13 protein-coding genes are annotated in these 13,512 nt (G+C 70.9%); 7 read left to right on the top strand and 6 right to left on the bottom strand.

From position 1 onward, the window contains the following. Window positions 1-112: 112 nt before the first annotated feature. On the bottom strand, window positions 113-568 hold the full coding sequence (locus ACZ7M2_RS24035; protein WP_471596983.1) for a hypothetical protein: 456 nt from the start codon (window positions 566-568) through the stop codon (window positions 113-115). 37 nt (window positions 569-605) lie between these two features. Between ACZ7M2_RS24035 and ACZ7M2_RS24030 the strand changes: the two genes are divergently transcribed. Continuing rightward, entirely contained in the window at window positions 606-839 is a 234-nt protein-coding gene (locus tag ACZ7M2_RS24030) for a hypothetical protein (protein WP_471596982.1), read from the top strand. Here ACZ7M2_RS24030 and ACZ7M2_RS24025 read toward each other — a convergent pair. The 3 genes from ACZ7M2_RS24025 to ACZ7M2_RS24015 form a co-directional block, all read right to left on the bottom strand. Then, entirely contained in the window at window positions 826-1,731 is a 906-nt protein-coding gene (locus ACZ7M2_RS24025; RefSeq protein WP_471596981.1) for an NAD(P)H-binding protein, read from the bottom strand. The two genes, ACZ7M2_RS24030 and ACZ7M2_RS24025, sit on opposite strands and share 14 nt — an antisense overlap. Before the next feature lie 226 nt (window positions 1,732-1,957). Then, entirely contained in the window at window positions 1,958-3,466 is a 1,509-nt protein-coding gene (locus tag ACZ7M2_RS24020) for a CoA-acylating methylmalonate-semialdehyde dehydrogenase (protein ID WP_471596980.1), read from the bottom strand. A 271-nt stretch (window positions 3,467-3,737) separates the two neighbouring features. Further along, on the bottom strand, window positions 3,738-5,144 hold the full coding sequence (locus ACZ7M2_RS24015; protein WP_471596979.1) for a carboxypeptidase regulatory-like domain-containing protein: 1,407 nt from the start codon (window positions 5,142-5,144) through the stop codon (window positions 3,738-3,740). 245 nt (window positions 5,145-5,389) lie between these two features. Here ACZ7M2_RS24015 and ACZ7M2_RS24010 point away from each other — a divergent pair, with 245 nt between their 5' ends. The 5 genes from ACZ7M2_RS24010 (at window position 5,390) to ACZ7M2_RS23990 (ending at window position 8,459) form a co-directional block, all read left to right on the top strand. Continuing rightward, the gene (locus ACZ7M2_RS24010; RefSeq protein ID WP_471596978.1) at window positions 5,390-5,959 is read left to right on the top strand and encodes a TetR/AcrR family transcriptional regulator; all 570 of its coding nucleotides are present in this window, start codon (window positions 5,390-5,392) and stop codon (window positions 5,957-5,959) included. A 225-nt stretch (window positions 5,960-6,184) separates the two neighbouring features. Beyond that, window positions 6,185-6,709, top strand: a complete 525-nt coding sequence (locus ACZ7M2_RS24005) for an aldehyde dehydrogenase family protein (protein ID WP_471596977.1) — start codon at window positions 6,185-6,187, stop codon at window positions 6,707-6,709. A 278-nt stretch (window positions 6,710-6,987) separates the two neighbouring features. Continuing rightward, complete coding sequence (gene panD / locus ACZ7M2_RS24000; RefSeq protein ID WP_067360967.1) at window positions 6,988-7,407, top strand: aspartate 1-decarboxylase; 420 nt, start codon at window positions 6,988-6,990, stop codon at window positions 7,405-7,407. A 60-nt stretch (window positions 7,408-7,467) separates the two neighbouring features. Continuing rightward, entirely contained in the window at window positions 7,468-7,812 is a 345-nt protein-coding gene (locus tag ACZ7M2_RS23995) for a GNAT family N-acetyltransferase (RefSeq protein ID WP_471596976.1), read from the top strand. Next, window positions 7,812-8,459: an aspartate/glutamate racemase family protein gene (locus ACZ7M2_RS23990; RefSeq protein WP_471596975.1), complete on the top strand. Its 648-nt coding sequence runs from the start codon at window positions 7,812-7,814 to the stop codon at window positions 8,457-8,459. The genes ACZ7M2_RS23995 and ACZ7M2_RS23990 overlap by 1 nt, the downstream gene beginning before the upstream one ends. A gap of 539 nt (window positions 8,460-8,998) precedes the next feature. On the opposite strand, the gene gndA is transcribed toward ACZ7M2_RS23990, so the two are convergent. Then, window positions 8,999-10,438 (bottom strand): NADP-dependent phosphogluconate dehydrogenase, encoded by a 1,440-nt coding sequence (gene gndA, locus ACZ7M2_RS23985; protein ID WP_471596974.1) that lies wholly within the window; start codon window positions 10,436-10,438, stop codon window positions 8,999-9,001. 282 nt (window positions 10,439-10,720) lie between these two features. Between gndA and ACZ7M2_RS23980 the strand changes: the two genes are divergently transcribed. Further along, a complete protein-coding gene (locus ACZ7M2_RS23980; protein ID WP_471596973.1) occupies window positions 10,721-11,935 on the top strand; it encodes a transglycosylase family protein in 1,215 nt (404 codons plus the stop codon). Here ACZ7M2_RS23980 and ACZ7M2_RS23975 read toward each other — a convergent pair. Continuing rightward, window positions 11,925-13,322, bottom strand: coding sequence for a DMT family transporter (locus tag ACZ7M2_RS23975; protein WP_471596972.1), 1,398 nt, complete (start codon window positions 13,320-13,322; stop codon window positions 11,925-11,927). The two genes, ACZ7M2_RS23980 and ACZ7M2_RS23975, sit on opposite strands and share 11 nt — an antisense overlap. Between the last annotated feature and the right edge of the window lie 190 nt (window positions 13,323-13,512).

Genomic DNA, 13,512 nt, shown 5'->3' with positions numbered 1-13,512 from the left:
TTTACCTGCTGGACACTGCCCACTACCAGCCCGAGCAGCCCCACCCACCATCTCGCCAGGGTCTGCGACCAGCCGAAATCAAGATGGCGCAGGCTCAAGGAGCCGGCCGTCCTCAGCGCACCGGACCGCGGCCGGCAAGTTGTTGCAGGCCGTCGGCCGTGCCGTCTCGGCGGGCGCGCCACAGTCCGTACTTGGCCAGCAGGCCGTTCGACACCGTCAGGAGCCGTTTGTACGGTGGCGCGGCCAGCCCCTTGGACGTGTGGGGGGCGTAGGGAACGCCTTCGTCGGTCACGTTCAGCCACCCCGTGAGTGTCCGCATACCCAGCCCGATGCACTGCGGCTCGTAGGCGTGGGCGAGGAGCCCGGCTCTGCGGCCGCCGGGCGGCAGCAGGTGGCGAGGAGCGTCCAGGTGCAGTCCGGTGTCGTCGTACCCGGTGATCCTCACCGGGAGGATGACGGGGAATCCGTCCGTGCCTCGGTAGGCCAGCACTCGGTGCGGCAGCCGATCGATCCGGCGGGCCAGCGCGGCGACGTCGACACGCGGGCCCGCGCCGTTCTTCAAGGGCATCAGGCGTGCCGGCCATCGCCTGTCGTGTGACAGCCCCATGAAGATCATCGCCTCACCGGGCGTGAGCGGACCGGCCGAGCTGCGCCCGTCCATGTTCCGTCGGCGCGTGGATCCGGTCACGGTCCGCCCCTACGCGGAGCTCTACGAGCGGCTGGCCTCCGGGCAGTTGCTGATTCGAGCCGCCGGAGTCCTGGGCGGCGGATCGGCAGGGTGCTGGGCCCGACCGATTCGCCGCCTGACAGCGGTGGCGCTCGGCATCAGCCCCGCCTGAGCTCGGCGGTGCCGCGCGCGGTGTTCGGTGCGGGCCACCAGGCCGCGTCCGAGATCGGGGTCGCTGGTGAGCCGGTGAGCCGCGGGACGACGTCGGTGACTGTGGAAATCTCGCCCTTCTCGATCGCCTGGTACCACGAGATCCAGGTTTCGATCTGGGTCCCGCTCATGCCCCGTCGCCATCGTCGTGCGAAGGCTTGCTCGAGGGTCTCGGGTTCGTAGCGGTAGGGCCGGCCGGTGGCTGCGGCGATCCGGGTGACCGCTTCGTCGAGGGTCAGGGCCTCGGGCCCGGTGATCTCAAGGGTCGCGCCGTCGTGCTCGGAGCGGGGACCCTCGTCGAGGGCGACGGCCGTGATCACGTCGGTGATGTCCTCGTGGGTGACGAAGGCGGCCCGGCCGGTGCTCGCTGGGCCGCTGACGACGAATTCCTCGTCCGCGAGGGCGGCCGGCGTCGACGTGTAGAAGCCGGCCCGGAGCACCGTGTGGCGGATCCCGGCCCCTGTCAGGAACTGTTCGGTCAGCCACTGGTCGCGGGCGTTGAGGTACGTGGCGGTGGGCGCCGCGCCGACGAGGGACACGTACAGAACCCGGTCCACGCCGACCGCGATCGCGGCTTCGACCGCACTGGCGTGCTCCTCCAGTCGGCGGCCCGTGCGGTGTCCGGAGACCAGGATGAGGGTCGACGCGCCCTCGAGCGCCTTGCGCATGTCCGAGGCGTCGGAGTAGGCGGCCGGGCCGCGTCGCTGGGCGCCACGTAGTTCAGGCATGCGGTCGGGGTTGCGCCCGACGAGGAGTTGCGGGACGCCGCGGTCGGCGAGCCGGGCCGCGATCCGGCTGCCCAGCGCCCCGGTCACCCCGGTGACCGCCACCGTGGCGTGGTTCTTCTCGGACATACGTCTGCCTCCATCCGGGCCCGCGTCGATCGCGCACCCCTCTTCCGATGACGTCTGGCGAAGGAGACCTTGCCTGCGGCTGCCTTCCCCGGTTGCGCGATGGCGTGGTGGTTCACCGCCACGCAAGCGTCACTGTTCCCGGGAATCCGACCGCCCCGGCCGCCCCGGGGTCAGGCCTGCGGCCGCACCGGCAACCTGGGGGACCGGGCAGCCGCCTGAGCGGGCGTCAGCGGGACGCGGGGAAGCCCAGGTCCGGACCGGACGCCGTCTCGACAGCAGCAGGCCAGCGACTCGTGATGACCTTGCCGCGCGTGTAGAAGTGCACGGCTTCGCTTCCGTACATGCGGTGGTCGCCGAAGGCCGAGTCCTTCCAGCCGCCGAAGGAGTGGTAGCCCACCGGCACTGGCATCGGCACGTTCACGCCGACCATCCCGACCTCGACCTCCAACTGGAACCGGCGGGCCGCGCCGCCGTCGCGGGTGAAGACGGCGCCGGCGTTACCGAACGGGGAGCCGTTGATGATGTTCATGGCTTCCTCGTAGGTCTTTGCCCGGAGCACGCACAGGACGGGACCGAAGATCTCGTTGCGGTACGCGTCCGAGTTCGTGCTGACCCTGTCGAGGAGCGAGATGCCCATCCAGTGCCCGTTCTCCAGGCCCTCGACAGTGAAGCCGCGGCCGTCGAGCACCACGTCGGCTCCCTGGGCGGCCGCGCCCGCGACGTACTGCGCGACCTCGTCGCGGTGCGCCTTGGTGACGAGCGGGCCCATCTCGGACGTCGGGTCGTTGCCCGGTCCTATCCTGACCTTCGTGGCGCGCTCGGCGATCCGGGAGACCAGCGCGTCGCCCGCCGAGCCGACCGCGACCACCACGGAGACGGCCATGCAGCGCTGGCCCGCGGAGCCGTAGGCGGCGGACACGGCGGCTTCGGCCGCCGCATCGAGATCGGCGTCGGGCAGCACCAGCATGTGGTTCTTCGCGCCGCCGAGGGCCTGGACGCGCTTGCCGCCGGCGGACGCCCTGCCGTAGACGTGGCGCGCGACCGGCGTGGAGCCCACGAACGACACGGCCGCCACATCCGGGTGATCGAGCAGCGCGTTCACCGCGACCTCGTCGCCCTGCACGATGTTGAGCACACCGTCGGGCACGCCGGCCTGAGCCGCGAGTTCCGCGAGGAGTATGGACGCGGACGGGGCCTTGCTGCTCGGCTTGTGCACGAAGGTGTTCCCGCAGGCGAGCGCCATGGGGAACATCCACATACTGATCATCGCGGGGAAGTTGAACGGTGAGATGCCGACGACCACACCGAGCGGCTGGCGGATCGATGCCACGTCGACGCTGCTCGACACCTCGGTCGACGTGTCCCCCTTGAGCGCCGTGCCGAGCCCGCAGGCCAGCTCGACGATCTCCAGGCCCCGGGCCACCTCGGCCAGTGCGTCCGCGTGGACCTTGCCCTGCTCGGCGGTGATCAGCGCGGCGATGTCGTCGCGGTGCGCGTCCAGCAGGGCGCGGTAGCGGAAGAGGATCGCGATCCGCTGAGCCAGCGGGGACGTGCGCCAGGTGGCGTAGGCCTCCTTCGCCGCGGCGACCGCGGCGTCGACCTCGTCGGCGCCGGCCATGGCCACCCGCGTGGTGACCTCTCCGGTCGCGGGGTCGGTCACGGGGCCCCAGGTGCTTGAGGCACCCGAGACGTCTTCGTAGGGCTTGCCTGCGATCCAATGGGTGACGGTCTTCATCGGCGGAACTCCTTCGAGGATGACGGCGCCGGGCCGCGAGGTTCCTGTCGCTGCACCTCAGGGGCCTTGGCTGCGTCCGGACCGGGCCGCGTTCTCAGCCAGGGGCACGTGCCACTGTGGCCACGCGGGCGGGACTGCTGCTGATATGGAATCTATTGCTCCGCGTTCCGCGTTGCGGCAGATCCGAGGGCCGGGGCGCGAAGTGCCCCCCTCATGGCCCGCACTGTGGTGGCGCGCGTCACCAGATGCCGAGCGGCAGTCGGTCAGCTCTTCAGGATCCGCGTCTCGTCGGTTCGAGATCGAGGGGTTGAGCCGCCGCGCGAGTCGTCCCGTTGTGCCGGTCGTGCAGGGTGAAGTCGGCCCGGACGGCCACGCCGGACTGCAGGAGCTTCTGGTGCACCAGCGGATTGCGGCCGGGGTGCGAGACCACCACATTGATGTATCCCTCGGGCAGACCGGTCACGGCGTACTCGCCCCGCGCGTTCGTCGCGGTTCGCACGACCTGCCGGCCGCTGGTGTCCATGACGGTCACCGCGGCATGGCGGACGGGCTGCTGTTCGCCGTCGTGGACGGTGCCCTCCAGCATCGGCAGCAGCTCGCCGAAGTGATGGGGGCGGACCGGAAGTGCCGTGGGCACGGGCGCCTCCATGGAGGGGTCCTCCACCGGCGGTTCCGGAATGTCCTCCTGCTCGCCCTCGGCTCCCTGTCGTGCGGCCGTGCGGTGGTGCCGCCACGCGTCAAGAGCCAGCAGGGTCATACCCGCCGTGATCCATGCGCACAGCACGAGGACCGGCTGGAGCACGCCCGCATTGTCGAAGTACAGGACCCCTCGCAAGCCGTCGACCGCGTTGCCCAGGGGCATGACGGTGTGCAGGCCCTGGAAGAACCTCGGCAGCAGCTGGACGGGGACCAGGCCGCTGGAGGGAACGCTCAGCACGATGTACAGGCCCAGACCCGCGAGCGGGAAGAAGTGCTTGACGAAAGGCGCCATGCCGAGGGAGAACGTGCCCACCGCCATGGTGAGCAAGAAGGCGATCGCCAGGGCGGCGGGCGCGTTGGGCAGGTAGCCCAGCCCCACGCCGACGAAGAAGCCCACGGCGCTCAAGACCGCGCCGAAGCATGCGACCGTCAGCAGTTTCCTGCGCCGGTTGAGGGTCACCGCCCGCAGCAGGGACGTCGCGAGGATGTAGCCGGGCATGTTCCAGGCGATCGCGAAGTACACCAGGGTCGTGCCGAGTCCGTCCTTGCTCACGGTGGGCGCCACGTCCGTGACCGTCAGCTTCTGGTGGTTGTGCGCCGCAAGCTGGGTGAAGCCCTTGGTCAGGGCCTGATCGAGGCTCACCCCGTTGGCTCCGGCCACGTAGAGCACGGCGTGTTTGCCCTGCGCGGCGAAGCCGGCCACGGCGTCCCGGTCCAGAACAGCCCGGCGGGCTTCCCGGGCGTCTGTCACGGCGGTGACGTCGAAACCGCCGGGATGCTGCCGCTGCAGAGCGGTGTCGACCTTGCGCGCCGCCGGTGCGCCGGCGATCACGAGCTTCGTGTGGTCGGGCTGCGGCTGGTGGAAGGCCATGGGGAAGCAGAACAGCAGGCCGAGGAAGAGCAGGGCCGGGATCGTCAGCGTCTCGGCCAGGACTTTGACCAGGGTGACACCGCGGGGACGCTCGGTCCGGTGTTTCACAGAACCACCCACCGGGCGCCCTGGCGAGCCATGTCACTGACCACGCGGCCGACCGGATGCCCGGCGATCCGACGGCCGCCTCTTCGGTGCCGGTGGTCCTTTGCTACCCGCGGTCCAACCAGTTCCACGGCGCTCCTCTCGGCCGCCCGCGCCCGACCATCGCCATGGCGCCATTCGATAAATGTACCGATCGGCACATCTACAGCTGTTGGACCCTACGCGTACCGATCGGTACAGTCAAAGCCGTGCCTCGCCCCGTCAATGCCGAAAAGCGCGCCGAGCTGCTGAAGCAGGTGGTGCACCACCTGCAGCACCACGGCGTCGCGCAGATGTCGTTGAGTCCGCTCGCCGAGTCGATCGGCACCACCAAGCGCATGCTTCTGTACTACTTCGTCAGCCGCGAGAACCTGTTGGCCCAGGCACTGGCCGCCAGCCGTCCCGACGCCCACGCGATGTTCGACGACGTCCGCGACACCGCGGGACTGCGCAAGGCGGCCCATGCCCTGTGGGAGGCAATGACCGTCGGGGAGCAGTCCGGGCCGATCCGCATGCTGCTGCAGCTGCTCAGCCTGGCCGCCACCGATCCCGAGCAGTACGGCAGCGTCGCGGCCGAGACCGTCGAGGTCATGATCGGCCCCATCGCCGCGGCCTACCTCCGGCTGGGACACTCGCCACAACAGGCGCGGACCGGGGCCACGCTCCTCGTCTCCGGCCTGCGCGGTCTGTGCCAGGACCGCCTGGTGACCCATGACGTCGCCCGTACCGACACGGCCGCTCGCCGCCTCATCAGGGACGCAGTCGCGGCGGCCGACTGAGCTTGTGCCCCGCCCGGGCACCGATCGCGGAGCTCACCTCGAAGGCGGTGGCCGGTCCGGATTTCCTGCACATCGCCTCAAGGGCCCACTGGGCATGCGGCCGTACTCGTCTTCGAGGGCGCCGACGTCGAGGCGACCGTCGACGGCACCGTCGCCGACGGCTTCTGCAACGCCCACGCCGGCGGCCACCAGATCGGCGAGCGCGGCTACTTCCTCGCCTCGACGGTGATCTCGGGCCTGTGCCGGCACGACGAGATCGTGCAAGAGGAGATCTGCGCCCCCGTCCTGACGGTGCAACGGCTCGACAGCGAGGGTGAATCCGTCGAGTGGGCGAACCGCCAGCAGTATGGCCTGGCCGCGTCGGTGAGGACGAACGATCACCCACGCGCGCAACGGACCACCGCCGAACTCGACTTCGGCGCAGTCCGGGTCAACATCACCGGCACACTCACCCCGGAGGTCACCTTCGGAGGCTTTGAACACTCTGGACACGGCAACGACCTGTCCGCATGTGCCCTGAGCGCGACGGTCACCGCCGGCCCGGCTCCGGGGCCCTGGTCGAGGTCGACGTGCCGGCCGTACGCCCGTTCTCGGCTTCGCGGCCAGGAGGCACGGTGTCGTCCCGGACGATTCGGACAAGGCAGTACGGCGCCGGACCCGACCGTTCCGGCGTGCGGGAAATCCGGTGACGGCACCTCCGGCGAGTCGGCGACGTCCGCGGCGCCCACGCTCGACTCGACGGGAAGCTGAGGGCGTTGACCCTGGCCAGGTAGTAGGCCGAGGAGCCGTGGTTTTTGTCCCATCGTGACGTGACCAGGATCTCGATGCGGCTTCCCGGCTCCGGTCCGTACCCTGACTGCGAAAAGACTGCGAAATTTCGACTGGCGACCTGTCAGGAAACTCGGCAAGCGGTCAGTGCAAGTCCACCCTCAGCGGCGGCCGTCAGGTGGAGAACGGCCCGTTATAAGCTGAGTGAACAGCCCTTGACCTGCACAAAGCAGGCAGGGAGCGAATTCCGGGAGTTCTGAATGCTTCGTACTCTGTTCAAGTCCAAGATCCACCGTGCCACCGTCACCCAGGCCGACCTGCACTACGTCGGATCCGTCACGATCGACGCCGATCTGCTCGACGCCGCGGATCTGCTGCCGGGTGAGCTCGTGCACATCGTCGACATCACCAACGGCGCCCGCCTGGAGACGTACGTCATCGAGGGCGAGCGCGGTTCCGGGGTCGTCGGGATCAACGGGGCGGCGGCCCACCTCGTGCATCCCGGAGATCTGGTGATCATCATCAGTTACGCTCAGGTCTCCGACGCCGAGGCGCGGGCACTGCGGCCGAGGGTCGTGCACGTGGACCACGACAACCGGATCGTGGCCCTCGGCGCCGATCCGTCCGAACCGGTGCCGGGCTCGGACCAGGAGCGCAGCCCGCAGGCGGTCACCGTCTGAACCCCGGGTCCGGGGCAGCGGCTGAGCAAGCAGATGACCTGAGGACGCGAGGAGTTGCCCATGAGCGACACAGAGATCCGCGACGACCGTGCGGGCGGCCGCCTCGAGGCGATCGCCGGGGACGAAGTGGTCGGTCACATCGAGTACTTCGTCCTCGAGGCCCCCGCACGCGCCCTCGTCCCCGTGCACACCATCGTGGAGCCCGCGCACGAGGGGAAGGGCATCGCGGGCTCCCTCGCCCGTGAGCTGTACGGCATCGCCGCGCGCGAGGGCATCGTGGTCGCACCCCTGTGCCCGTACGTCGTGAAGTGGGCGGCGCGCCACCCCGAGGAGGCTCCGGCGGCCGACCCGGAGCTGCTCGGGGCGGCGATGGAGTGGCTCGAGGCGCACCCCGGGCGCTTCTGATGAACCGATCGGGTCCGCTCGCCCTGCTGCACACCTCGCCCCTGCACATCCCCGTCTTCGACGCGCTGCGCGACGAGGACCACCAGGGGCTGGAACTGCGGCACATGGTGGACGAGGAACTGTTGGCCCGCGCCCGGCGCGAGGGCCCGGCCGCGGTGGCCGGCGAGGTGCGGGCGGCCCTCGACCGGGCTGTCGCCGACGGGGCGCGTGCCGTGCTGTGCACCTGCTCGACCATCGGCGCCGTCGCCGAGGAGGCGGGCGCCGGGGTACCCGTGCTGCGGGTGGACCGCCCGATGGCCGCCGCCGCGGTCGCCGCGGGCCCCCGTGTGATGGTCGTCGCGACATCGGAGAGCACCTTGGAGCCGACGGTCGCCCTCGTCGAGGAGGAGGCCCGCACCGCCGGGCGCTCCGTACAGGTCCGTACGTTGCTGGTCGACGGGGCCTGGGCCCGTTTCGAGGCGGGCGACACCGACGGGTACGTCCGCAGCGTGGCGGCGGCCGCCGACTCGGTCACCGACGCCGACGCGATCGTCCTCGCCCAGGCATCCATGACCCCGGCCCAGCGGCTGACCACGACCGCGGTCCCGGTACTGTCCAGCCCCCGCCCCGGGCTCGCGGCCGGCGCGGACGCGGTGCGCCACGGATAGACGCTCCACCGGTGGAACGGCCGGGTCCGTCTGGTCCAACTGGTCCGCGCGCCCCGCGCGACGGGGTGACTGGGGGAGCGGTGGCCGGGTACGCGTGGGACAAGTCCAGGGCCGACGTATCGACTGGCTGGAGGACACCATGACGCATCCGAATCCCGATCCGGTGCAACCGGGTCCCACGCCCGGGCCGGGCCCCGACCGCCCGCAGCCCTTCCCAGACCCCCACCCCTTCCCGGACCCGACCCCGGATCCGGGCCCTCACCCTCCACCGAAGCCCACCCCTCCGCCGACCCCGGTGCCGAAGCCGCCGGGGCCCGAGCCGACCCCGCCGAGCCCGGGCCCGGTGCCGCCGGGCCCCGAGCCGGTACCGAACCCCGAACCGGGACCCCCGCTCACGTGAACAGCCGAGTGAACGGGTGAACGGGTGAACGGGTGAACGGCAGAGGCCGTCACGCCCCGGGTTCCAGGGATGTGACGGCCTCGGTGGCGCGGAGTACCCGTACGCCCGGTACCCGTACGCCCGGTACCGCTACGTCTGCCTACGCCTCGACCTCCGACCGGTCGCCGCCCCACAGCGTGTGGAACGAGCCCTCCCGGTCGACGCGCCGGTAGGTGTGTGCCCCGAAGAAGTCCCGCTGCCCCTGCGTCAGGGCGGCGGGCAGCCGGTCGGCGCGCAGCGCGTCGTAGTAGGCGAGGGCCGCGGAGAAGCCGGGTGCGGGCACGCCCTGGCGGGTGGCGGCCACCAGGACCTCACGCCAGTCGTCCTGCGCCGCCGCGATCTCTTGCGCGAACGTCTCGTCGGACAGCAGGCTCGGCAGATCGGGCCGGGCGTCGTACGCGGCGCGGATCCGGTCCAGGAATACCGCCCGGATGATGCAGCCGCCGCGCCAGATCGCGGAGACGGCACCGAGGTCGATGTCCCAGTCGTACTGGTCGCTGCCCGCGCTGATCTCGTGGAAGCCCTGCGTGTACGACACGATCTTCGAGGCGTACAGCGCCTGTTCCACCCGGTCCGCGAAGGCCGACGCCTCGGACTCCCCGAGCGGCTTCGCCTTGGGGCCCGCGAGCTCGCGGGAGGCGGCGCGCAGGTCGGCGTGCCCGGACAGCGAGCGGGCGAAGACCGCCTCCGCGATGCCGGACACCGGAACGCCCAGGTCCAGCGCGATCTGTACGGTCCAGCGGCCCGTGCCCTTCTGCTCCGCGCGGTCCTGGACCACGTCCACGAACGGCTTGCCCGTCGCCGCGTCCACGTGCGACAGGACCTCCGCCGTGATCTCGATCAGGTAGGAGTCGAGCCGGCCGGTGTTCCAGGTGCGGAAGATGTCGGCGATCTGCGCGGGGGAGTACCCGGCGACATCCCGCAGCAACTGGTAGGCCTCGCCGATCAGCTGCATGTCTGCGTACTCGATGCCGTTGTGCACCATCTTCACGAAGTGCCCGGCGCCGTCGGGACCGCAGTGGGTCACGCAGGGCGAGCCGTCCGGCGCCTTCGCGGAGATCTTCTCCAGCATCGGACCGAGCGACGCGTACGACTCCTTCGAGCCGCCCGGCATGATGCTCGGCCCGTTCAGCGCGCCCTCCTCGCCGCCGGACACGCCCGTGCCGACGAAGTGGATGCCCTGGCCCCGCAGGTCGCGCTCCCGGCGCCGGGTGTCCTCGAAGTGCGCGTTGCCACCGTCGATGATCATGTCGCCGGGCTCAAGGAGCGGGGCGAACTCCTGGATCACCGCGTCGGTCGGCTCACCGGCCTTCACCATGATCATCAGACGTCGCGGCCGCTCCAGTGCCTCGACGAACTCCTTCGCGGTCTCCGTCGCCACGAAGTCGCCCTCGTGGCCGAATTCCTCCACCAGCGCATGCGTCCGGGCCACGGTCCTGTTGTGCAGGGCGACCGTGTAGCCGTTGCGGGCGAAGTTACGGGCGAGATTGCGCCCCATGACCGCGAGACCCGTGACGCCGATCTGGGCTGAGTTGCTCATACGGTTGGCTCCTAAGAGATCCGGTAAGAGGTCTTGGTATTCATCGGTATCAGTCGGTATCGGTCGGTATCAGTACTGCCGGTGATCCTGCCGTGCCCGTTCGTCAGTACTCCTCCGGCCATCCTGACGTGTCGGAGACGTGTACGCAGAAGAACGACCCGCTGCCTCTCCGGGCGAGGGAGCGGCGCCCGGGGCGCACAGCACGGCCGATTGCGCTCTTGTCATGGCCTGTTCGCAGCGCTTACTTTTGCCGCTCCTGACGCATGTCGAGGGGGCTCCCACATGGCCGTACGCGGCCGGCACCGCCGGTATCAGCCGAACAGGATCAACCGCGCCTCACTCACCGTCACGGCGGGCGGCGCCGGAATGGCACTCCCGCTGATCGGCACCGGCGTCGCGCACGCGGCCGACGTGGACACCTGGAACAAGGTCGCCGCCTGCGAGTCCACGGACAACTGGAGCATCAACACCGGCAACGGCTACTACGGCGGACTGCAGTTCACCCAGTCCACCTGGGAGGCGTACGGGGGGCAGGTCTACGCCCCGCGCGCGGATCAGGCCACCAAGGACCAGCAGATCGCCATCGCCGAGAAGGTGCTCAAGGGCCAGGGACCCGGTGCCTGGCCGGTCTGCTCGGTGCGCGCCGGTCTCACGCGGGGCGGGGACACCCCCGACATCACCCCGGCCGCCGAGCGGACCGGCACCAGGTCGGACACCTCGCCCCAGACCACCAAGCGCTCCGTGCGCGACGTCCAGCCGCAGACCACACCCCAGTCGCGGGCCGGCACCGCCGAGATGTACACCGTCGTGCACGGAGACACGCTCTCCGGCATCGCGGGATCCCGCCACGTCCCGGGCGGTTGGCAGCGGTTGTACGACGCGAACCGCAGCACCGTCGGCTCCGACCCGGATCTGATCCTGCCGGGCCAGCGGCTGAACCTGCGGGGCAAGGGCCAGACCCCGGCGCACACCGGGAGCACCCCCTCGTCCGCGCCGAAGAAGCAGAAGACCCCCGACAAGACGTCCACGCACAGATCGTCCCCGCACAAGACGTCCCCGCACCAGACCTCCTCGGACACCGCCAAGAAGTCCGACACGCTCGTCGCCCCCGTGCACGCCGCGACCGGCACGCCCTACCGCGCCGCCGGTGCCTCTTGGTCGAAGGGCTACCACACGGGCGTCGACTTCCCGGTGCCCACCGGCACCTCCGTGAAGGCGGTCGCCGCGGGGCAGGTCGTCAGCGCGGGCTGGGGCGGCTCGTTCGGCTACCAGGTGGTGATCCGGCACACCGACGGCCGCTACACCCAGTACGCCCATCTGTCGGCGATCTCGGTGAAGGACGGGCAGAGCGTGGTGGGCGGCCAGCGCCTCGGCCGCTCCGGTTCCACGGGCAACAGCACGGGCCCGCATCTGCACTTCGAGGTGCGGACGGGGCCCGGTTTCGGCACGGACATCGACCCGGTCGCCTACCTGAGGGCGGGCGGCGTCAGGATTTGACGCGCGTGCGGTGGTGGTGGTCCAGCAGAGGCGTCGCCACTACGTAGGGCCCGCACAGGGGGCCGAAATAGGCCAGCGCGGGCGGCGCGTCCTCCTCGGACGGCTCGGGTGAGTCGGCCGGGTCGGGCGCGCTCTCCGCGGCCCCCACCATCGCCGGAGCCGGTACGAAGACGTCCTCGCCGTCGCGGTCCACGCCAAGTCCGTTTCCGAGCCCCGCGCCGAATCCGTCTCCGAGCCCGCTGTCGAACCCCTCTCCGAGCCCGCCTCCGAGTCCGTTCCCGAGCCCGATGTCGAACGCCTCCCCGAGCCCGGCTCCGAGTCCGCTTCCGAGCCCCGCGCCGATTCCGTCTCCGAGCTCGGCGTCGAACGCCTCCTCGAATCCCGCGCCGAACGCCTCTCCGCGGCTCTTGGCCGGCTCGTCCTCGTGGCCCGGTCCCGTGGACTGCTCGGGCAGCGCCGCGAGCAGCAGCGCCTCCAACGCGGAGTCCGGCGTGGCCGCTTCCGGCGCGGGCTCGGTCTCCGCGGCGGTGGGTGCGACGACCTCCGCGGTGCTCCGGGCGCTGCCGATCTGCTCGGTCGTGAGCAGGATCAGACCGCCCGCCGCGACGACTCCGCAGGCCAGCGCGAGCACGGTGCCCGTCTCGCCGTAGCGGAAGGTCTCGCCGAACATCGTGATGCCGACGGCGGCCGCCACGACGGGGTTGACGACCGTCAGTGTGGCCAGCGGCGCCGCGAGACCGCCGCCCCGGTAGGAGGCCTGCGACAGCAGCATCCCGGCCGTCGCGAAGACACCTATGAGGACGAGGCTCGGCAGGTCGGCGAGCGAGACCTGGTGCGACCAGTCCACCGCGACGGTCTTGGTGAACACCGAGGACATGCTGAAGGCTATGCCGGACCCCACCGCGAGCATCACGCTGCGCACGGCCGGGTGCCGGTGCGCGGCGCGGCCCGCCACCATGAAGGCCGCCACCGCGCCTCCCGACACCACGGCAAGCACCGTGATCTGGGTGTCGCTCAGGGACTGCGAGTCGGCCGAGCCGACCAGGGCGAGCAGGACCGCGAGGCCCACCGTGGCCATGATCGCGCCACGCCAGGCGGTCGCTCCGGCCTTGCGGCCGACGAAGACGGCCGCCATGGGGAGCGCGAACACGATGGTCAGCGCGCCCAGCGGCTGCACCAGGCTCAGCGGGCCGTAGGCGAGCGCCACCACGTGCAGCACCCCGCCGACGCCGCTCAGGGCGACCGCCGCCCACCAGCCGGGGCGGCGCAACGGCGCGTACGTCTGGTCGGGAGAGGTCAGCGCGACCTGCTCCTGGACGATCGCGCCGCCCGCGTACGCAACGGCGGAGACGAACGAGAGCAGGACGGACAGCGCGAGCGCGCTCATGAGTCCCTCCTCTGCGTGCGGCGGGGGCGCTGTGCCCGGCGCGGCGAACGATCGGCCTTCATACCCACTACGATGCCTCGCGCATCCGTTCACGTCGTCGTACCTGAGCAGGCAATGAGTAGTACTGCCGATGGAGTACGACTCGCCCCATGTCCTCCCCTGGGTGGGCGACATGAGAGGGAGACCCTCC

The sequence above is a fragment of the Streptomyces sp. NPDC111507 genome (genome assembly GCF_055638955.1).
The sequence above is the reverse complement of the archived record's forward strand: the minus strand, read 5'-3'. Positions and strand labels throughout refer to the sequence as shown.